The organism is Streptomyces qinglanensis (assembly GCF_900111245.1).
Taxonomy (GTDB): Bacteria; Actinomycetota; Actinomycetes; order Streptomycetales; family Streptomycetaceae; genus Streptomyces; species Streptomyces qinglanensis.
The window spans coordinates 298,263-317,847 of the sequence record NZ_FOGO01000006.1 but is presented as its reverse complement, the minus strand read 5'-3'; the positions used below and the strand labels follow the sequence as shown (position 1 = coordinate 317,847).

The 19,585-nt window shown below is 72.9% G+C and carries 16 protein-coding genes; 9 read left to right on the top strand and 7 right to left on the bottom strand.

The features are described from left to right. Positions 1–7: 7 nt before the first annotated feature. Positions 8–1,657, bottom strand: coding sequence for an ABC-F family ATP-binding cassette domain-containing protein (locus tag BMX65_RS15655; RefSeq protein WP_075000877.1), 1,650 nt, complete (start codon positions 1,655–1,657; stop codon positions 8–10). Between the two features lie 350 nt (positions 1,658–2,007). On the opposite strand from BMX65_RS15655, the gene BMX65_RS15650 reads away from it, so the two are divergent. Then, a complete protein-coding gene (locus tag BMX65_RS15650; RefSeq protein ID WP_420856812.1) occupies positions 2,008–2,628 on the top strand; it encodes a nitroreductase family protein in 621 nt (206 codons plus the stop codon). Positions 2,629–2,747: 119 nt separating this feature from the next. On the opposite strand, the gene BMX65_RS15645 is transcribed toward BMX65_RS15650, so the two are convergent. The 3 genes from BMX65_RS15645 to BMX65_RS15635 form a co-directional block, all read right to left on the bottom strand. Next, positions 2,748–5,132: a Tex family protein gene (locus BMX65_RS15645; protein ID WP_075000875.1), complete on the bottom strand. Its 2,385-nt coding sequence runs from the start codon at positions 5,130–5,132 to the stop codon at positions 2,748–2,750. A gap of 136 nt (positions 5,133–5,268) precedes the next feature. Then, positions 5,269–6,141 (bottom strand): SCO6745 family protein, encoded by an 873-nt coding sequence (locus tag BMX65_RS15640; protein WP_075000874.1) that lies wholly within the window; start codon positions 6,139–6,141, stop codon positions 5,269–5,271. A gap of 216 nt (positions 6,142–6,357) precedes the next feature. Beyond that, positions 6,358–7,167, bottom strand: a complete 810-nt coding sequence (locus BMX65_RS15635) for an enoyl-CoA hydratase/isomerase family protein (protein WP_075000873.1) — start codon at positions 7,165–7,167, stop codon at positions 6,358–6,360. 394 nt (positions 7,168–7,561) lie between these two features. On the opposite strand from BMX65_RS15635, the gene BMX65_RS15630 reads away from it, so the two are divergent. Next, on the top strand, positions 7,562–8,044 hold the full coding sequence (locus BMX65_RS15630; protein ID WP_075000872.1) for an ATP-binding protein: 483 nt from the start codon (positions 7,562–7,564) through the stop codon (positions 8,042–8,044). A 178-nt stretch (positions 8,045–8,222) separates the two neighbouring features. Here the strand turns inward: BMX65_RS15630 and idi are convergent, their stop codons facing one another. Both idi and galE read right to left on the bottom strand, forming a co-directional pair. Then, entirely contained in the window at positions 8,223–8,783 is a 561-nt protein-coding gene (gene idi, locus BMX65_RS15625; RefSeq protein WP_075000871.1) for an isopentenyl-diphosphate Delta-isomerase, read from the bottom strand. 136 nt (positions 8,784–8,919) lie between these two features. After that, the gene (galE, locus tag BMX65_RS15620) at positions 8,920–9,924 is read right to left on the bottom strand and encodes a UDP-glucose 4-epimerase GalE (protein WP_075000870.1); all 1,005 of its coding nucleotides are present in this window, start codon (positions 9,922–9,924) and stop codon (positions 8,920–8,922) included. Between the two features lie 238 nt (positions 9,925–10,162). Here galE and BMX65_RS15615 point away from each other — a divergent pair, with 238 nt between their 5' ends. The 7 genes from BMX65_RS15615 to BMX65_RS15585 all read left to right on the top strand — a co-directional run bounded on the left by BMX65_RS15615 (position 10,163) and on the right by BMX65_RS15585 (position 17,217). Beyond that, positions 10,163–11,938 carry a DUF5941 domain-containing protein gene (locus BMX65_RS15615; protein WP_075000869.1) on the top strand — a complete coding sequence of 592 codons (1,776 nt, stop codon included), beginning with the start codon at positions 10,163–10,165 and terminating at the stop codon, positions 11,936–11,938. Beyond that, complete coding sequence (locus BMX65_RS15610) at positions 11,935–12,672, top strand: phosphocholine cytidylyltransferase family protein (RefSeq protein ID WP_075000868.1); 738 nt, start codon at positions 11,935–11,937, stop codon at positions 12,670–12,672. The genes BMX65_RS15615 and BMX65_RS15610 overlap by 4 nt, the downstream gene beginning before the upstream one ends. Further along, positions 12,660–13,724, top strand: coding sequence for an iron-containing alcohol dehydrogenase family protein (locus BMX65_RS15605; RefSeq protein WP_019358592.1), 1,065 nt, complete (start codon positions 12,660–12,662; stop codon positions 13,722–13,724). Before BMX65_RS15610 ends, BMX65_RS15605 begins: the two co-directional genes overlap by 13 nt. Then, entirely contained in the window at positions 13,702–14,481 is a 780-nt protein-coding gene (locus BMX65_RS15600) for a CDP-alcohol phosphatidyltransferase family protein (RefSeq protein ID WP_075000867.1), read from the top strand. Before BMX65_RS15605 ends, BMX65_RS15600 begins: the two co-directional genes overlap by 23 nt. Before the next feature lie 17 nt (positions 14,482–14,498). Then, positions 14,499–15,371 (top strand): glycosyltransferase family 2 protein, encoded by an 873-nt coding sequence (locus BMX65_RS15595; RefSeq protein ID WP_075000866.1) that lies wholly within the window; start codon positions 14,499–14,501, stop codon positions 15,369–15,371. 66 nt (positions 15,372–15,437) lie between these two features. Then, a complete protein-coding gene (locus BMX65_RS15590; RefSeq protein ID WP_075000865.1) occupies positions 15,438–16,391 on the top strand; it encodes an ABC transporter permease in 954 nt (317 codons plus the stop codon). Continuing rightward, positions 16,378–17,217: an ABC transporter ATP-binding protein gene (locus BMX65_RS15585; RefSeq protein WP_075000864.1), complete on the top strand. Its 840-nt coding sequence runs from the start codon at positions 16,378–16,380 to the stop codon at positions 17,215–17,217. Before BMX65_RS15590 ends, BMX65_RS15585 begins: the two co-directional genes overlap by 14 nt. A 114-nt stretch (positions 17,218–17,331) precedes the next feature. Here the strand turns inward: BMX65_RS15585 and BMX65_RS15580 are convergent, their stop codons facing one another. Next, entirely contained in the window at positions 17,332–19,566 is a 2,235-nt protein-coding gene (locus BMX65_RS15580) for an MMPL family transporter (RefSeq protein ID WP_075000863.1), read from the bottom strand. Positions 19,567–19,585 lie beyond the last annotated feature (19 nt).

The window sequence follows — 19,585 nt, the reverse complement described above, 5'->3', positions numbered from 1 at the left end:
CCGCCGGTCAGTCCGGTCGGGCTCCTTCCGCGGGAAGGAGCCCGAGCTCCTGCGGAGTGGCCTCCAGCAGCGCGCCGTCCCGCAGCCCCAGCCAGCGGGTGACACCCAACTCCTGCAGGAACGGGAGGTCGTGGCTGGCGACCAGCAGGGCACCCTCGTACGCCGTCAGCGCGTCCCGCAACTGCCGCACGCTGGACTCGTCCAGATTGTTGGTCGGCTCGTCCAGCATCAGCAACTGGGGCGCAGGATCCGCCAGCAGGACGGCGGCGAGCGCGGCCCGGAAGCGCTCGCCGCCCGAGAGGGTGCCCACCGCGCGGTCGGCCCGCTTGCCGCGCAGCAGGAACCGCGCGAGCCGGGCGCGGATCTGCTGGTTGGTGGCCTGCGGCGCCGAGCGCGCGACGTTCTCCACGACGGACAGCCGGTCGTCGAGCACGGTCAGCCGCTGCGGCAGATAGCGCAGCGGCACCTGCGTGTGCACCTCGCCCGCGACGGGCGGGAGCTGCCCGGCCAGGGTCCGCAGCAGCGTCGTCTTGCCCGCACCGTTCGGCCCGACGAGCGCGATCCGGTCCGGCCCGTGCACATCGAGGTCGATCCGGGGACCGTGCCGCAGCTCCACCTCCCGCATCTCGAGGACCCGCCGTCCGCGCGGCACCGCGGTCGAGGGGAGGTCGACGCGGATCGCCGAGTCGTCCCGTACCCGCTCGGACGCCTCCTCCAACTGCTGCCGCGCCTCGTCCAGCCGCTGCTCGTGCAACAGGCGGTGCTTTCCCGCCGTCTCCTGCGCCTGCCGCTTGCGGGCGCCCAGCAGGATCTTCGGCTCGCTCCCGGCGGCAGCCTGCTTGCTGCCGTACTGCGCCCGCCGGGCCAGCTTCATCCGCGCCTCGGCCAGCTCCCGGCGCTGGCGCCGCACATCGGTCTCGGCAGCGCGCACCATCCGCTCGGCCGCCTGCTGTTCGGCGGAAACAGCGGCCTCGTACGCCTCCAGATCGCCGCCGTACCAGGTCACCTCGCCGGCGCGCAGGTCGGCGATCCGGTCGACCAGCGACAGCAGTTCGCGGTCGTGGCTGACCACGACGAGCACGCCCCGGAACGAGGAGACCGCCTCGTGCAGCCGGCGGCGGGCCGCCCGGTCGAGGTTGTTGGTGGGCTCGTCCAGCAGCAGGATGTCCGGCCCGGCCAGCAGCAGAGCGGCCAGCCGCAGCAGGACCGACTCGCCGCCGGACATCTCCCCGATGGTGTGGTCGAGCCCGATGTGGCTCAGGCCGAGCTGGTCCAGCGTCGCGCGGGCACGCTCCTCGACGTCCCAGTCGTCGCCGACGGCGGTGAACTGCTCCTCGGCCACGTCTCCCGCCTCGATGGCGTGCAGCGCGGCGCGGGCGCGGGCGACCCCCAGCGCTTCGTCCACCCGCAGGGAGGTCTCCAGGGTGAGGTTCTGCGGCAGGTAGCCCACCTCGCCCCGGACCGTGACGCTTCCCGCGTCCGGTTGCAGTTCGCCTGCCAGCAGCCGCAGCAGGGTGGACTTCCCGGTGCCGTTGAGCCCGATCAGGCCGGTGCGCCCGGGGCCGACGGACAGGTCGAAATCGGTCAGCAGCGGAGTGCCGTCCGGCCAGGAGAAGGTCAGCCGGGAACAGGCGAGGGACGGTGCGGAAGTGGTCACAGGGGCCTCCTGGTCGCATTGCGGTGCGGATGAGCAACACGGGAGACACCGGGCCCGGACGGACACACCGGGACAGGGCTCAGAAGAGGAGAGGGGCAGCAGGCGGCCGACTCGCTTCCGAGGTCGCACTCGTGGCACACAGACAGGGCACACGGTGTCTCAGACCTCAGATACGCAACGGCCTCTCCTCACGACGGCAACAGAGCCACCGCAGACGCTACGTTCCCGGTTCCGGCGCCGCAAGCCTTTTTCCGCGCGCCGCGATGTGCTGTGCTGCGGGCATGGTCCGTACCAGTGAGCCCAGCCCCGCTTCCGGTCCGAGCCGGCTCCCCACGGTTCCGCTCCGGCCGATGGACGTCCCCGCCCGGCAGGCGGAGGAGCGTGCCAGGTCGTTCCACGAGATCATGGCGCGCCGCCGCACCGTCCGCGACTTCGACGACCGCCCGGTGCCCGACGGAGTCCTGGAGTGGGCGGTCCGTACCGCCGCGACCGCCCCCAGCGGGGCGCACGTCCAGCCCTGGCGGTTCGTCGTCCTCACCGACCCCGAGCGCAAGCGGCGGCTGCGCGCCGCCGCCGAGGAGGAGGAGCGCGCCTTCTACGGGCGCCGCGCCTCGGACGAATGGCTGGAGGCACTCGCCCCGCTCGGCACCGACGAGCACAAGCCGTTCCTGGAGGTCGCGCCCGCCGTCCTCGTCGTCTTCGAGGTGCACAAGGGACCGCACACCCCGCGCCCCTACTACGCCAAGGAGTCCGTCGGCATCGCCGTCGGCTTCCTGCTCGCCGCCCTCCACCAGGCGGGACTGGCCACCCTCACCCACACGCCCAGCCCGATGCGCTTCCTCAACGAGATCTGCGACCGCCCGGCCGAGGAACGCGGCGCCTACGTCATCCCGGTCGGCTACCCGGCCCCCGGCGCCCGGGTCCCGGACCTGGAGCGCAAGCAGTTGGACGAGGTGCTCGTGCGGTTGTGAGCACCTCGCAGGCCGCGCCGCGGGCCCGGTCCGGGCGACCGCCGGAAGGGGCGCCGCCGGGGACGGACGAGGTGTCACCCGTCCCCGGCGCACTGCCGGCCGGCCGCTCGGACCGCCGGTCAGGCCAGGCCCGCGCGGCGGAGCGCTTCGGCCATCTCGCTGTTGTTCGGCGCCGGAGCCGGCGCGCCCTGGCCCCGGCGCTTGCCGCCGCCCGAGCCACCCTTGGGCGAACCCTGCCGCTGCCGCGGGGCACCCGCGGGGGCCTTGCCGGAGCCGTCGCGGCGCCGGTCCCGGCCGCCGCGCCGCGCACCGCCGCCCCCGCCCGTCCCGGGCTCGTCGTCCAGCCGCAGGGTGAGCGAGATCCGCTTCCGCGCCTCGTCGACCTCCAGCACCCGCACCCGGACGATGTCGCCGGGCTTGACCACGTCGCGCGGGTCCTTCACGAACGTCTTCGACATCGCCGAGACATGCACCAGGCCGTCCTGGTGCACACCGACGTCCACGAAGGCGCCGAACGCCGCGACGTTGGTGACCACGCCCTCCAGCACCATGCCGGCGGAGAGGTCGCCGAGCTTCTCGACCCCCTCCTTGAAGCTCGCCGTGCGGAACGCGGGCCGCGGGTCGCGGCCCGGCTTCTCCAGCTCGCGCAGGATGTCGGTGACGGTGGGCAGCCCGAACGAGCCGTCCACGAACTCCTGCGGATCGAGCGCCCGCAGCGCCTTCGCGTTGCCGATCAGCGACGGCACGTCGGTGCCCGCCCTGGCGACCATCCCGCGCACCACCGGATACGCCTCCGGGTGCACCGCCGAGGCGTCCAGCGGGTCGCCGCCGCGGATGCGCAGGAAGCCCGCGCACTGCTCGAACGCCTTGGGGCCGAGCCGGGAGACGTCCTTGAGCTCCTGGCGGCCCTTGAACGGGCCGTGCGCGTCCCGGTGCGCCACGATGTTCTCCGCCAGCACCGAGCCGATCCCCGACACCCGGGAGAGCAGCGGAGCGGAAGCCGTGTTGACGTCCACCCCGACGCCGTTCACGCAGTCCTCCACCACGGCGTCCAGCGAGCGCGACAGCTTCACCTCGGACAGGTCGTGCTGGTACTGGCCCACGCCGATGGACTTCGGGTCGATCTTCACCAGCTCGGCCAGCGGGTCCTGCAGCCGGCGGGCGATGGAGACCGCGCCGCGCAGCGACACGTCCAGCTCGGGCAGCTCCTGCGAGGCGTAGGCCGAGGCGGAGTAGACCGAGGCACCCGCCTCCGAGACCATCACCTTCGTCAGCTTCAGCTCCGGCTTCGCGGCGACGAGCTCACCGGCCAGCTTGTCCGTCTCGCGGGAGGCCGTGCCGTTCCCGATCGCGACCAGTTCCACCTGATGCGCCTCGGCGAGCGCGGCCAGCCTCGCCAGCGCCTCGTCCCACTGTTTCTGCGGCGCGTGCGGATAGACCGTGTCCGTGGCGGCGACCTTGCCCGTCGCGTCGATCACGGCCACCTTCACGCCCGTCCGCAGCCCCGGGTCCAGGCCGAGGGTGGCACGGGTCCCGGCGGGAGCGGCCAGCAGCAGATCGCGCAGGTTGGTCGCGAAGACCCGCACCGCCTCGTCCTCGGCCGCGGCGCGCAGCCGGGTGCGCAGATCGATGCCCAGGTGCACCAGGATCCGGGTACGCCACGCCCAGCGCACCGTCTCCGCCAGCCACGGGTCCGCCGGGCGGCCCTCGTCGCGCACGCCGAAGCGGTGCGCGACCGAACGCTCGTAGGAGCTCGGGCCCTCCTGCTCCGCTCCGGCCGGCTCGGGCTCCATCGTGAGGTCGAGCACTTCCTCCTTCTCGGCCCGCAGCAGCGCCAGGATCCGGTGCGAGGGCAGCTCGGTGAAGCTCTCGGAGAAGTCGAAGTAGTCGGCGAACTTGGCGCCCTGCTCCTCCTTGCCCTCCCGCACCCGGGCGGCCAGCCGGCCCCGCCCCCACATGCGCTCGCGCAGCTCGCCGATCAGGTCGGCGTCCTCGCTGAAGCGCTCGGCGAGGATGGCGCGCGCGCCCTCCAGGGCCGCTGCGGCGTCCCCGACGCCCTTGTCGGCGTCGACGAAGGCGGCGGCAGCGGCCGGCGGCTCCACCGACGGGTCCGCGAGCAGCCCCTCGGCGAGCGGCTCGAGGCCGGCCTCGCGGGCGATCTGCGCCTTGGTGCGCCGCTTGGGCTTGTAGGGCAGGTAGATGTCCTCCAGGCGCGCTTTGGAGTCGGCGGCCCGGATCTGCTCCGCGAGCTCCTCGGTGAGCTTCCCCTGGCCGCGCACGGACTCCAGGATCGACGCGCGCCGCTCCTCCAGCTCCCGCAGATAGCGCAGCCGCTCCTCCAGGGAGCGCAACTGCGCGTCGTCGAGCGTCTCGGTCGCTTCCTTGCGGTAGCGCGCGATGAACGGCACGGTCGACCCGCCGTCGAGCAGCTCGACTGCGGCGCGGACCTGCCGCTCGCGTACGCCGAGTTCCTCGGCGATCCTGCCTTCGATCGTCGTCGTCACGATGGTTCGTTCCGCCTTCTCGGTGCTGTTGTCCCCCGGTAGGCATGCATTGTGGCAGGCGTGTCCGACAGGCCCGTGCAGGCGGGCGCGACGGCGGGCCCCGCGGGGCGGGCGGCGCCCGCCCCGCTGCTGCGGCTCAGCCCTTGCCGAGCAGGTCGGCGGGGAACGCGCCCGCCCCGACCGCCGTGTGCGTGAACCCGCCCGCCAGCTCGGTCAGCCGGGCCACGCCCTCGGCACCCAGCAGTTCGTAGGGGCGGCGGTCCAGCCGGTCGGTCTCCTCCTCCAGGTGCTTGCGCAGCTCGGCGCCCCGCTCGGTCAGCTCGCCCTCGCCGTCCAGCAGCCCGCGTCCGGTCAGCCGCTGCTGTGCGGCGGTCCAGTCCTGCGCGTTGTAGCCGCGGGTGCTCATCACCCACTTGGGGTTCATCCCGTGCCCGCTGGCGGTGTGGCTGACCAGGGCTTCCAGCGCGTCGAGTTCGGCGTTCTGCAGCGCGGCGATGTGGCCGTCCCCGCGGTGCTCGCGCAGCAGCGTCGCCGCGTGCCACAGCGCCAGGTGCGGCGTCTCGTCGACCGAGGGGACCGGAAGGTCCGCGTTCGCGGCGTGCAGCGGCCGTCCGGAGCGGGTGCACCCCTCGGTGGCGCGCAGCGCCAGCCGGGCGGCCTCTGTCATCTCCGCCGAGCGGACGGCCTCCTCGCCCAGCAGGTGCCGCAGCATCGTGTCGGCCGCGCGCAGGCGCGCGGCCAGGACCGTCTCGGGCGAGGCGGCGTCCCACACCGCGGGCACGAACCGCGCGACCAGCGCGTGGCTGTAGTTGTAGAAGGAGGCCGTCACCGCGCCCGCGCCCACCGCGCCCAGCGGCGCGGACCGCGAGGACAGATTGATGGCGTGCGGGTCGTCGATGCCGTAGGGCGAGAGTTCCTTCCCCAGCGCGGGTGAGAAGTAGAGCGCGGAGTGCAGGGCGTTGAGGGCGTTGTGGCAGCGCCGCCCGGCGCGTTCGGGAAGTGGCGTCATGCCCGTACGCTACCGGTCGGTACGGACGACTTGAAGGGCGGGGAACAGGCGGGTCCCGACCCGCCGCGTACCCTTCGCAGGCCGCCCCCGCCGGGCCGGGGCGTCGGGTGCCGGGCCGACCGCAGGGCGGTCTCCCCGCGCGGTCCCGGGGCCCGCCCGCGGCGCTGTCGCCCGCGGCGGTGCGTAGCCGGCGATCCGGTGGGCGGTGCCGCCGCTTCAGTGCCGCGGGGCGCCGAAGCGCGGAGCGCGCCGCTCCAGGAAGGCGGCCACCCCCTCGGCCGCGTCGCCGCTCCCCGCCGCCTCGCGCTGCCAGTGTTCGACCCGGTCGGGGCCGGTGCGCCCGTCCGCGAAGTCCTTGGCGGCCGCCTGGGTCAGCGCGGAGCGTGCGGTGAGGGTCCGCGCGAACTCGGCGACTCTCTCGTCGAGTTCCTCCCCGCGGTGCACCTCGTCGACCAGTCCGGTGCGCAGTGCCCGCTCCGCGTCGATCAGCTCCCCCGAGTAGAGCAGGAACTTGGCGGTGGCCGGTCCCACCAGGCGCACCAGGCGCTCGGTCGAGGAGGCCGGATAGACGATGCCCAGCTTGGCCGGGGTGATCCCGAAGAGCGCGTCGTGTGCGGCGAACCGCAGGTCGCAGGCGGCGGCGAGCTGGCAGCCGCCGCCCACGCAGTGCCCGTGCACGGCCGCCAGCGTGGGCTTGGGGAAGGCCGCGAGGGCCTCCTCCGCGGTGACGGCGAGTGTCTGCTGCGCGCGGGCCGCGCCGCCGGGGCTCTCGTTCCCGGGCTGTCCCGCCCCGGGGTGTCCGGCCCGGGCCGCGTCCTGCAGGGCGCCGATGTCCGCTCCCGCGCAGAAGGTGCCCTGCGCCCCGGTCAGCACCAGGACCCGTACGGCGGGGTCGGCCGCGAACTCCGCCAGCAGTCCGGGCAGCTCTCGCCACATGGCGGGGGTCATCGCGTTGCGCTTGGCCGGACGGTCGATGGTCAGGGTCGCGACGCCCTCGTCGCGTGCGGTGCGCAGGGTCGGCTCCATGAGCGTGATCGTATCCGGGAAGTGTCAGGATCTGTCCTGGAGCTGCCAGTGGCGTAAGTCTTCTGTCAAATGCCATCGATACGTGCCAAGTTACGGTCACCCGCTCAGGTCTGCACCGCGCGGTACCACCATGCAATGCAAGTACATCTGCAAGTACATCCAGGTACCGAGCAGGAGAGTGGGTGCGGAGATGGAGAGCCGCGGTGGGCAGCTGTCCGGAGTTGTCGACGAGGCTCCACCAGCCGGGGAGACGTGCGGTCCCCTGAGCGCGGCACGCGGTGCTGCGGCAGGGGCGGTGCCCGCGGCTGCCGCCGTGCTGCCCCCGCGACCGCGCCCGGAGCGTGAGCGTCCGGCCGGGCCCGGGACCCTCGGATGTGTCCGCGGGACCCCGCCGGTGTCCGGGCGCCCCGGCGCCTTCGGGCCGTCGGGGGAGGGGAACTGGCGGTTCACGGCGCCGACGGCCGCCCCCTCGGTGCCCGGACTGCGGCATGCCGTGCGCGAGCTGCTGGAGCGCCGGCCGGCCCGGGTGCCGGAGGAGGTGCTCCAAGGGGCGCTGCTGATCCTCTCGGAGCTGGTCACCAACGCCGTGCAGCACGCGGCGCTGCTCTCGCCCGACCTCGCCGTCGAGGTCTCACTGGGCGGCGGATGGCTGCGGGTGGCGGTGGAGGACGGCCATCCCTACCGGCCCAAGGCGCTGGAGGCCGAACCGTTCCGGGAGCACACAGGCGGGCGGGGCCTGCTGCTGGTCAAGGCGCTCACCGCGGAGGCGGGCGGTCGCTGCGACGTGGAGCAGACGGACACCGGCGGCAAGGTCGTCTGGGCCGCGCTGCCGCTGCACCTCCCGGCGGCGGGTGCCGGGGAGTCCGGCTCCCGCTGAGGAGGCCGAGGAGCCCGCCGCGCGGCGCCGCGGGCCGTGCTCACCGGGGAACCGGGGAGTCGGGCCACGGCCGGTCTGCGGGCCGCGGCTCCCCGCGGCTCCCGGCAGCGGTCCGGGCGGCGGGCCCCCGTGGCCGGACCGCCCGGACCGCCCGGACCGTTCGAACCGGCGTGCCGTCTCACCAGCTCCCGGCGCCGCCCGTCACCGTGCGGATCGCCGGACGCGCCGCGTCCAGCACGGTCATGAACCAGGTGGAGAAGGTGTCGACGGCATGCCGCTTCTCCAGTTCGTCCCACGTCACAAAGGCCGTCTCGGAGATCTCCGCCGGATCCGGCCGGGGCTCCTCCCGCAGCAGTCCGACGAACAGGTGGTTGAACTCCTGCTCCACCAGCCCCGAGGCGGGGTCCGGGTGGTTGTAGCGGACGGTGCCCGCCTCCCGCAGCAGCGAGGGAGCCACCCCCAGTTCCTCGCCGACCCGCCGGGCCGCGGCGGCGAACGGCGGCTCGCCGGGGTACGGGTGCCCGCAGCAGGTGTTGGACCACACGCCCGGGGAGTGGTATTTGCCCAGCGCCCGCCGCTGGAGCAGCAGTCGGCCCTCCTCGTCGAAGAGGAAGACGGAGAAGGCGCGGTGCAGCCGCCCGGGGGCCACATGGGCGGAGAGCTTCTCCGCCGTGCCGATCGTCGTCCCGTCCTCGTCTACCAGTTCGAGCATGATCGGGGCGGCTGAGCTGTTCGCCATGGTGATCCTTCGGGGTGGGCCGGTGGGCAGCGGGTCCAGTGTGCCGCAGTCGACGCGGTAATTCCGCATTCTGCGGGATAGTGCCTGCAACGTGCGCGTCTGTGCCCATCAGCGCTGATCGGTGACGATCCGGCCGTCAGATCGTCGTCGGACGCGCCTCCGGGTGGTGCAGCAGCCAGCCCTCCCACGCCGAGGCGACCATCTCGCGCACCCCGTGGCGGGGCTCCCAGCCCAGCTCCTCGCGGATCCGCTCAGCCGAGGCCACCACCCGCGCCGGATCGCCGGGGCGGCGCGGCACCACCAGGGGCGCCGGACCCCGCCCGCCGGTGACCTCGGCGACGAGATCGGCCATCTCCCGCACCGAGACCCCCGAGCCGGTGCCGACGTTCACCGTCAGATCGCCGCCCCCGCCCGGCCGCGGGCCGTCGCCCACCGTCGCACGGGCCGCCGCCACATGGGCCTCGGCCAGATCCTGCACATGGATGTAGTCCCGCACGCAGGTGCCGTCCGGGGTCGGATAGTCGTCGCCGAAGATCCTGGGCGGCTCCCCGCGGGTCAGCGCGTCGAAGAACATCGGGACGATGTTGAAGACGCCGGTGTCGGAGAGCTCGGGCCGCGCGGTCCCGGCGACGTTGAAGTAGCGCAGGCAGGCGGTGGACAGCCCGTGGGCCCGCCCCGTCGCCCGCACCAGCCACTCGCCGGCCAGCTTGGTCTCGCCGTAGGGGTTCATCGGCACCGTGGGGGTCTGCTCGGTGACCAGGTCCACGTCCGGCATCCCGTAGACGGCCGCGGAGGAGGAGAAGACGAAGCCGCGCACCCCCGCGTCGACCACGGCGCCCAGCAGCGTGACGAGGCCGTGCAGATTCTCCTCGTAGTAGGCCAGCGGCTGCTCGACCGACTCGCCCACCTGCTTCCTGGCCGCGAGATGGATCACACCGCGCACGCCGTGCTCGGCCAGGGTCCGGTCCAGCAGCCGGCGGTCCAGTACCGAGCCGCGCACCAGCGGCACCCCGGCGGGCAACCGCTCGGCCAGCCCGGTGGACAGGTCGTCCAGTGCGACGACTCGCTCACCGGCGGCCGTCAGGGCCCGTGCGACGTGCGCGCCGATGTAGCCCGCACCGCCTGTGATCAACCACGTCATGCCCGAACCCTATCGGCCCCGGTTGTGGCCGGAACCCATGATCCACCATGCTGGGGGCGCACGGGCGCCCGCCGGACAACAGCGGGGCGATGAACGCTCGGTGAAGGCTCCCTCCGGCGATCCGATACTCTCTGCCGACGTGCCGCCGACCCCTTCCGGGTGACGGCGCACGCTGCCCGCTGCCCCGGTTGTCCCTCATCTCGCGCGGGCCTGCCAGCTTCCAAGGAGTGAGTTCGTTCTGTCGACCGCCATCCTCACCGGTCCGCCGGTTGCCGGATCGTCGCTCGAGGCCGACCTGCGCTCGCTCGGCTTCGAGGTGCGCGCGGCCTCCGGTCCGACCGCAGTCGGCACGGAACTGGCCGCCACCGCCGCGGACGAGCGGGTCGCCCTGATCGACCCCCGCTTCGTCGGCCACACCCACGCGCTGCGGCTGGCGCTGCGGGACCCGCGCTTCGCGGCCGGGGCCCTGCCCGGAGTGCTCGCCGTCGGCCCCGAGGCGCGGCACGCGCTGCCGCGGGACCCGGCCGGCGACCCCCAGGCGGCGACCGAGGCGCTGGAAGCGGCCGGCGTCCAGGTGCACCGGCCCGAGCTGGGCACACTCGTGGCGGCCGTGCCCGCCGACGACGCCGCCCGCGCCGAGGCCGAAGAGGCCGTCGCCGCGGTCGACGGCGAGGCGGTCCGGCTGCGCTCCGCGGTCAAGTCCCGCGACGGCTTCTTCACCACCTTCTGCATCAGCCCGTACTCGCGCTACCTGGCCCGCTGGTGTGCCCGCCGCGGACTGACCCCCAACCAGGTCACCACCGCCTCGCTGATCACCGCGCTCATCGCCGCCGGGTGCGCCGCCAGCGGGCAGCGCTGGGGCTTCGTGACCGCCGGCGTGCTGCTGATCGCCTCGTTCGTCCTGGACGCGACGGACGGCCAGCTCGCCCGCTACGACCTGCAGTACTCCACACTCGGCGCCTGGCTGGACGCCACCTTCGACCGGGCCAAGGAGTACGCGTACTACGCGGGCCTGGCGCTGGGCGCGGCGCGCGGCGGCGACGACGTGTGGGCCCTGGCCCTCGGGGCCATGCTGCTGATGACCGCGCGGCACACGGTCGACTTCTCCTTCAACGAGGCCAGCCACGACGTCACCGGGAACACCAGCCGCACCGCGGCGCTGTCCAGCAAGCTGGACAGCGCGGGCTGGACCGTGTGGGCCCGGCGGATGATCGTGCTGCCCATCGGGGAGCGCTGGGCCCTCATCGCCGTGCTGACCGCGGCCACCACACCCCGCATCACCCTCGTCGTGCTGCTGGTCGCGGGCACGCTCGCCGCCTGCTACACCACCGCGGGCCGGCTGCTGCGCTCGCTGCACCGCAGGGCCCGCACCGACCGTGCCGCCGAGGGGGTGCGCGCGCTCACCGACAGCGGCCCGCTCGCCGAGCTCTCCGGCCGGCTGCTGCGGCCGCTGCCGCTGCCCCGGCTCGGGGTGCCGGCCGTCGCCCTCCTGGGAGCCGCAGTGATCCTCGCCACCGCATGGGCCGCGCCGCTCGGCAGCGCCTGGCCGGTGGCGGCCGCGGCCTGCTACGCCCTGTGCGCGGGTGTCGCCCTCGCCCGGCCGCTCAAGGGCCCGCTGGACTGGCTGCTCCCCCCTGTCTTCCGTATCGCGGAATACGGCACGATCCTGGTGCTCGCCGCCCGCGCCGACACCGACGGCACGCTCCCCGCGGCGTTCGGGCTGGTGGCGGCTCTCGCCTACCATCACTACGACACGGTGTACCGCATCCGCGGTGGCACCGGAGCGCCTCCGCACTGGCTGGTGCGGGCGGTCGGGGGGCATGAAGGACGGACCCTGCTGGTCACCGTCGCCGCGGCCCTCCAGCTCGGCGACGGCGACCGCACCCAAGGCTTCACCTTCGCGCTGACCACGCTCGCCGTGGTCGTCGCGGCCGTGGTGCTCGTCGAGAGCATCCGATTCTGGGTGTCGTCGCAAGCACCCGCAGTACACGACGAAACAGGAGAACCCGCATGATCGGCCTCGTGCTGGCTGCCGGCGCCGGACGGCGTCTGCGCCCCTACACCGACACCCTGCCCAAGGCCCTGGTGCCCGTGGACGGGGACACCACCGTGCTCGACATCGCCCTGGCCAACTTCGCCCAGGTCGGTCTCACCGACGTCGCGGTCGTCGTGGGCTACCGCAAGGAGGCCGTCTACGAGCGGCAGGCCGAGCTGGAGGCCGAGCACGGCGTCAAGCTCCGTCTGATCGACAACGACAAGGCCGAGGAGTGGAACAACGCCTACTCCCTCTACTGCGCCCGCGAGGTCTTCAAGGAGGGTGTGCTGCTCGCCAACGGCGACACCGTGCACCCCGTCTCGGTGGAGCAGACGCTGCTGGAGGCGCGCGGCGACGGCAAGAAGATCATCCTCGCCCTGGACACGGTCAAGGACCTCGCCGACGAGGAGATGAAGGTCGTCGTCGACCCGGCCAAGGGCGTCCAGCGCATCACCAAGCTGATGGACCCCGCCGAGGCCACCGGCGAGTACATCGGGCTCACCCTGATCGAGCCGGAGGCCGGCGCCGAGCTGGCCGACGCGCTGAAGGCCACCTTCGAGCGCGACCCGCAGCTCTACTACGAGGACGGCTACCAGGAGCTGGTCAACCGCGGCTTCAAGGTCGACATCGCCCCGATCGGCGACGTCAAGTGGGTCGAGATCGACAACCACGACGACCTCGCCAAGGGTCGGGAGATCGCATGCCAGTACTGACCCGCCTCATTCCGTCGCCGGTCGTCGTGGACATCAGCCGCGGCGCACTGGACGACCTGGCGGGCCTGTTGGCCGATCAGCGGATCTCCACCAACGGCAAGCTCGCCTTCGCCATCAGCGGCGGCTCCGGGGCCGCGCTGCGCGAGAGGTTCGCGCCGCTGCTGCCCAACGCCTCCTGGTACGAGGTGGGCGGCGGCACCATCGACGACGCGGTCGAGCTGGCCGACGCCATGAAGTCCTCCGGCCGCTACGACGCGGTGGTCGGGCTCGGCGGCGGCAAGATCATCGACTGTGCGAAGTACGCGGCGGCCCGCATCGGACTGCCGCTGGTGGCGGTCGCGACGAACCTGTCGCACGACGGTCTGTGCTCCCCGGTCGCCACCCTCGACAACGACGCGGGACGCGGCTCCTACGGGGTGCCCAACCCGATCGCCGTCGTCATCGACCTCGACGTGATCCGCGAGGCACCCGAGCGCTACATCCGCTCCGGTATCGGCGACGTCATCTCCAACATCTCGGCCGTCAAGGACTGGGAGCTGGGGCACGAGGTCCGCGGAGAGGACATCGACGGGCTGGCCGCGGCCATGGCCCGGCAGGCCGGCGAGGCGATCCTGCACCACCCGGGGGACGTCAGCGACGACGGCTTCCTCCAGGTGCTGGCCGAGGGGCTGGTGCTGACCGGCATCTCGATGTCGGTCGCCGGGGACAGCCGCCCCGCGTCCGGCGCCTGCCACGAGATCAACCACGCCTTCGACCTGCTGTACCCGCGGCGGGCAGCGCCGCACGGCGAGCAGTGCGGCCTGGGCGCGGCCTTCGCCACCTATCTGCGCGGGGACAAGGACACGGCCAAGCTGATGGTGGAGGTGCTGCGGCGGCACGAGCTGCCGGTGCTGCCCGCCGACATCGGCTTCGACCCCGACGAGTTCGTCGAGGCGGTCGCGTACGCGCCGCAGACCCGCCCCGGGCGGTACACGATCCTGGAACACCTCGACCTGTCCACCGACCAGATCAGGGACGCGTACGCGGACTATGCACAAACCATCGGTAGCTGAACTCCGGCCGGTCGTTCACCCCGCCGGGGTGAAGGACCGGCGGAGCGGCGAGCACTGGGCGGGCCGGCTCTACATGCGCGAACTCTCGCTGCGCGTCGACCGGCACCTGGTGAACACCCGGGTCACCCCCAACCAGCTCACCTACGTGATGACCCTCGCCGGGGTGCTGGCGCTGCCCGCGCTGCTGCTCCCGGGGGTCGCCGGCGCGGTCCTGGGCGTGGTGATGGTCCAGCTCTACCTGCTGCTGGACTGCGTCGACGGAGAGGTGGCCCGCTGGAAGCAGCAGTTCTCGCTGGGCGGGGTGTACCTGGACCGGGTCGGGGCCTACCTGTGCGACGCCGCGGTGCTGGTCGGCTTCGGGCTGCGCGCCGCCGACCTGTGGGGCGGCGGCCGGATCGACTGGCTGTGGGCCTTCCTCGGCACGCTGGCCGCACTCGGCGCCATCCTGATCAAGGCGGAGTCCGACCTGGTCGGGGTCGCCCGGCACCAGGGCGGGCTGCCGCCGGTCCAGGAGTCGGCCGCCGAGCCGCGCTCCTCGGGTCTCGCGCTGGCGCGCCGGGCGGCCGCCGCGCTCAAGTTCCACCGGCTGGTCCTGGGGATCGAGGCATCGCTGCTGATCCTCGTGCTCGCGATCGTGGACCAGATCCGCGGCGATCTGTTCTTCACCCGGCTCGGCGTCGTGGTCCTCGCCGCCATCGCGGTGCTCCAGACGCTGCTGCACCTGGTGTCCATCCTGGCCTCGAGCAGGCTGAAGTGACGGGGGGCGGGAAAGCCATGCGTCTGGGTGCCGTCGTGCTCACGATGGGCAACCGTCCCGAGGAGCTGCGCGCGCTGCTGCAGTCGGTCGCCGATCAGGAGGGCGAACCGGTCGAGGTGGTCGTGGTGGGTAACGGCGCGCCGTTGCCCGCGCTGCCGGAGGGTGTACGGACGGTCGAGCTTCCGGAAAATCTCGGCATCCCCGGTGGGCGGAATGTCGGCATCGAGGCGTTCGGGCCGTCGGGCGGCGAGGTGGACGCGCTGCTCTTCCTGGACGACGACGGGCTGCTGCCCTCGACCGACACGGCCGAACTGGTGCGCGAGGCGTTCGAGGCCGACCCGGGGCTGGGCATCGTCACCTTCCGCATCGCCGACCCGGACACCGGCGTCACCCAGCGTCGGCACGTGCCCCGGCTGCGCGCCTCCGACCCGCTGCGCTCCTCCAAGGTCACCACCTTCCTGGGCGGCGCCAACGCGGTGCGCACCCGGGTGCTGGCGGAAGTCGGCGGGCTGCCGGACGAGTTCTTCTACGCGCACGAGGAGACCGACCTGGCATGGCGCGCCCTGGACGCCGGCTGGGGCATCGAGTACCGCGCCGACATGGTGCTGCACCACCCGACCACGGCCCCCAGCAGGCACGCGGTCTACCACCGGATGGTCGCCCGCAACCGGGTCTGGCTCGCGCGCCGCAACCTGCCCGCGCCGCTGGTCCCCGTGTACCTGACCGTATGGCTGCTGCTGACGCTCGCCCGCCGCCCCTCCATGCCCGCGCTGCGTGCCTGGCTGGGCGGTTTCAAGGAGGGCTGGACCACGCCCGCGGGCAGGCGCAGGCCGATGCGGTGGCGTACGGTATGGCGTCTGACGCGGCTGGGACGCCCGCCCGTGATCTGACAAGCTCGTCCCTGCGAGCATCAGCCCCGGATCCACTTGCGCAGTGTGAGGACGAAAGTTTCCAACGTGAGCGAGAAAACCCACGACAGTGCCGACAAGTCGGTCGGCGTACTGCCTCCGCCGTCACTGGACGACCGGCTGACTCCGGCCGAACTCGCGGCCAAGTACGGGCTGTCGGTCAGCGGAGCGCGCCCTTCGCTGCCCGACTACGTACGGCAGCTCTGGGCCCGGCGGCACTTCATTCTCGCCTTCTCCCGGGCGAAGCTGACGGCACAGTACAGCCAGGCGAAGCTGGGCCAGTTGTGGCAGGTCGCCACGCCGCTGCTGAACGCGGCCGTCTACTACTTCATCTTCGGCCTGCTGCTGGGCGGCCGGAAGGGCACCCCGGGCGGTCAGGAGAACTACATCCCGTTCCTGATCACCGGGGTGTTCGTCTTCACCTTCACCCAGACCTCGGTGCTCACCGGCGTCCGGGCGATCTCCTCCAACCTCGGGCTGGTGCGCGCGCTGCACTTCCCGCGCGCCGCGCTGCCGATCTCGGTGGCGCTGCAGCAGCTCCAGCAGCTCCTCTACTCGATGATCGTGCTGGTCGTCATCCTGCTCGGGTTCGGCAAGCTGCCGCAGTTCTCCTGGCTGCTGGTGGTACCCGCACTGGCCTTCCAGTTCGTCTTCAACACCGGACTCGCGCTGATCCTGGCCCGGCTCGGCAGCAGGACGCCGGACCTGGCGCAGCTCATGCCCTTCATCACCCGTACGTGGATGTACGGGTCGGGCGTGATGTTCCCCCTGAAGTACATGCTGGAGAACCGGGCGCACGCACCGGGCTGGGTCAGCGATCTCCTGCAGGCCAACCCCGCCGCCGTCTACATGGACCTGATGCGGTTCTCGCTCATCGACGCGTACCCCAGTGACCAGCTCCCCCCGCACGTCTGGGCCCTCGCCCTCGGCTGGGCGGTGCTCGTCGGCGTCGGCGGATTTGTTTTCTTCTGGAAGGCGGAGGAGCGTTATGGCCGTGGCTGAGCAGACCGAGCAGAGCGGAGCACCCGCCGGCACCAAGACCGAGGCCGAGGCGGAGCAGACCCCCGGCCCCTGGGTGCCGACCGTCATCGCCGAGGACCTGCACATCGTCTACCGCGTCTACGGCGGCTCCAAGGGGAAGGGCAGCGCCACCGCGGCCCTCAACCGCATCGTGCGCCGCAAGCCGGGCGGCGGGATGCGCGAGGTGCACGCGGTGCGGGGTGTCAGCTTCACCGCCTACCGGGGCCAGGCCATCGGCCTCATCGGCTCCAACGGCTCGGGCAAGTCCACGCTGCTCAAGGCCATCGCGGGGCTGCTGCCCGCGGAGAGCGGCAAGGTCTACACCGACGGCCAGCCCTCGCTGCTGGGGGTCAACGCGGCCATGATGAACGACCTGACCGGGGAGCGGAACGTCGTCCTCGGCGGGCTGGCGATGGGGATGTCGCGGGAGGAGATCCAGCACCGCTACCAGGGCATCGTCGACTTCTCCGGCATCAACGAGAAGGGCGACTTCATCACCCTCCCGATGCGCACCTACTCCTCCGGCATGGCCGCGCGGCTGCGCTTCTCCATCGCGGCGGCCAAGAACCACGACGTCCTCATGATCGACGAGGCGCTGGCCACCGGTGACAAGAGGTTCCAGAAGCGCTCCGAGGCCCGCATCCGCGAGCTGCGCAAGGACGCCGGGACGGTCTTCCTCGTCAGCCACAACAACAAGTCCATCCGCGACACGTGCGAGCGGGTGCTGTGGCTGGAGAAGGGCGAACTGCTGCTCGACGGACCCACCGAAGAGGTCCTCAAGGAGTACGAGAAGTTCACCAGCAAGTAGTCGGGGCACCGGCCCGGCGGGGCACCGGCCCCGCCGGGCGGCCTTCCGCGGCAGCGGCCCCCGTACCCGGCGCCTGCCGGGTACGGGGGCCGCTGCGCTGTGCTCAGGCGCGGGTCACACTCCGGTGCGGGTCGGCTCCGGCTCCCGCTCGCCCGGCCCCTCGCGGTGCGGCCCGGCCGCTTCGGGCTCGTCCGCGGCCTCGCTCAGCCCCACCCTGGCGTGCAGCCGCCGCAGTGGGCCGGGCGCGTACCAGGCCGAGCGCCCCAGCAGCCGCATGGCGGCGGGCACCAGCACGCCGCGCACCGCGACGGCGTCGATCAGGATGGCCAGGCCGCTGCCGAGGCCGAACATCTGGATGAAGGAGACCTTGCTGGTGGCGAAGGCGAAGAAGCTGACCGCCAGCAGCCCCGCCGCCATGGTCACGATCCGTCCGGTGCGCGAGAGGCCGCCGGTCACCGCCTCGCGGTGGTCGGCGCCGGCGTCGTGCAGCTCCTTGATGCGGCTGGTGACGAAGACCTCGTAGTCCATGGAGAGGCCGAAGACGATGCAGAACATCAGCACCGTCATGGAGGTGTCCATCGGCATCGCGGTGAAGCCCAGCAGCGAGGACAGGTGGCCGTCCTGGAAGATCCACACCATCGCGCCGATCGAGGCGGTCAGGCTGACCGCGTTGAGCACCAGGGCGCGCAGCGGCTGCAGGATGCTGCCGGTGAACAGGAACAGCAGGACGAAGGTGGAGCCGATCACCCAGGCCACGGCAGCGGGCAGCTTGTCGGCGATGGCGGCCTTGGAGTCGATCAACTGTGCGTCCTGGCCGCCCACCAGCGTCCCGGTCCCGCCCGGCCCGGCCGTGCCGCGGATCTCCCGCACCAGGTCCTGCGCCGGTCCGGAGGCCGGGGTCAGGCGCGAGGTGACGGACAGCCGGTGGATGCCGTCCTCCTCGAACGCGGGGCCCGCCTTTCCGGGGCCGCGCACGGCGCGGCCCTGCGCGTAGGTGCCCGTCGCCGCCTGGACGCGGGTGACGCCCTCCAGCCGGGAGAGGCGTGCGGCGTACGCGTCCACGGCCTGCGCGTCGGCGCGGCCCCGGGTGACCACGGAGATGCCTGCCGCGTCGTTGCCCGCGAAGTCCTGCTGCAGCGCTGTGGAGACCTGGCGGCTCTCGGCGCTCTCGGGCAGCACCCGGGTGTCCGGCGTGCCGAAGGTGGCGCCCAGCAGCGGGCTCGCGGCTAGCAGCAGTACGGCCAGTACCGGCAGTGCGGTCAGCGCCGGGCGCCGCATCACGGTGCGGGCCATCCGGCCCCACAGCGGAGCTTCCGGCTTGCGCACCGCGTCCGCCCACGGCAGCCGGCCGTTGTTCACGCGGTGCCCGAGCACCGCCAGCAGCGCCGGGACCAGGAACAGTGCCGAGAGTGCGGCGATGGCCACCACTCCGATGCCCGCGTAGGCGAAGGAGCGCAGGAAGAACGGCGGGAAGAGCAGCAGGGCGGCGAGGGCCGCCACGACGGTCGAGGCGGAGAAGAGCACGGTACGTCCCGCCGTGCGGACGGTGGTGCGGAGCGCCTGCGCCGTGTCGTCCCCGGCGCCGAGCCGCTCGCGGAAGCGGCTGACGAGCAGCAGCCCGTAGTCGATGCCCAGGCCGAGTCCCAGCGCGGTGGTGAGGTTGACCGCGAAGACCGAGACGTCCGTGACACTGCCGAGGACGTACAGCTCCGCGAAGGTGCCCAGGATCGCCACGAGCCCGATGGCCAGCGGCAGCAGTGCGGCGACGACGCTGCCGAAGGCGAGGATGAGCAGGACCAGGGTCACGGGTACGGCGATCCCCTCGGCCACCGCGAGGTCCTCGGAGACCTGCGCGTTGACCTGCTCGTTCAGTGCGGCCCCGCCGCCCGCGCGGACCGTGACCGCGCCGCGGTCGCCCGTCCACGCTTCGGTCACCTCGGTGACCCGCTCGGTGTCGTTCTGGTCCATGTGTGCGAGGACCAGCGCCTGTGCGCCGTCGCGGGAGGTGAGTGCCGCCCCGCCGGGCGCCCAGTAGGAGGTGACCTGCGAGACGCCGGGCTCCTCGCGCAGTCCGCGGGTCAGCTTCCGGCCGGCCTGCTCGGCGCCGGGCGCGTCGAGGTCGCCGCCCTTGGCGCGGACGAGGAGGACCAGGTTGTCCTCGCCGTGGAACTTCTCGTCGATCAGCGCGGCGGCGCGCGAGGAGGGCGAGTCGGGGTCGTCGAACCCGCCGCCCTGGAGTTTGCCGAAGGCTCCGAAGCCGACGGCGGCCAGGGCCACGACGGCCAGCAGGGAGAGCAGGAGCACGGTTCGTGCTCTGCGGTAGGTCAGGTCGGCTATGCGGTCGAGCACGTCGTCCCCCGGGGAGCGC

What these genes read in the sequence shown, in the direction of transcription:
- BMX65_RS15600 (WP_075000867.1), top strand. Translation starts at nt 13,702, where the DNA reads ATGCACAAACCATCGGTAGCTGAACTCCGGCCGGTCGTTCACCCCGCC.
- BMX65_RS15585 (WP_075000864.1), top strand. Translation starts at nt 16,378, where the DNA reads ATGGCCGTGGCTGAGCAGACCGAGCAGAGCGGAGCACCCGCCGGCACC.
- BMX65_RS15640 (WP_075000874.1), bottom strand. Translation starts at nt 6,141, where the DNA reads ATGACGCCACTTCCCGAACGCGCCGGGCGGCGCTGCCACAACGCCCTC.
- BMX65_RS15635 (WP_075000873.1), bottom strand. Translation starts at nt 7,167, where the DNA reads ATGGAGCCGACCCTGCGCACCGCACGCGACGAGGGCGTCGCGACCCTG.
- BMX65_RS15605 (WP_019358592.1), top strand. Translation starts at nt 12,660, where the DNA reads ATGCCAGTACTGACCCGCCTCATTCCGTCGCCGGTCGTCGTGGACATC.
- galE (WP_075000870.1), bottom strand. Translation starts at nt 9,924, where the DNA reads ATGACGTGGTTGATCACAGGCGGTGCGGGCTACATCGGCGCGCACGTC.
- BMX65_RS15610 (WP_075000868.1), top strand. Translation starts at nt 11,935, where the DNA reads ATGATCGGCCTCGTGCTGGCTGCCGGCGCCGGACGGCGTCTGCGCCCC.
- BMX65_RS15595 (WP_075000866.1), top strand. Translation starts at nt 14,499, where the DNA reads ATGCGTCTGGGTGCCGTCGTGCTCACGATGGGCAACCGTCCCGAGGAG.
- idi (WP_075000871.1), bottom strand. Translation starts at nt 8,783, where the DNA reads ATGGCGAACAGCTCAGCCGCCCCGATCATGCTCGAACTGGTAGACGAG.
- BMX65_RS15650 (WP_420856812.1), top strand. Translation starts at nt 2,008, where the DNA reads ATGGACGTCCCCGCCCGGCAGGCGGAGGAGCGTGCCAGGTCGTTCCAC.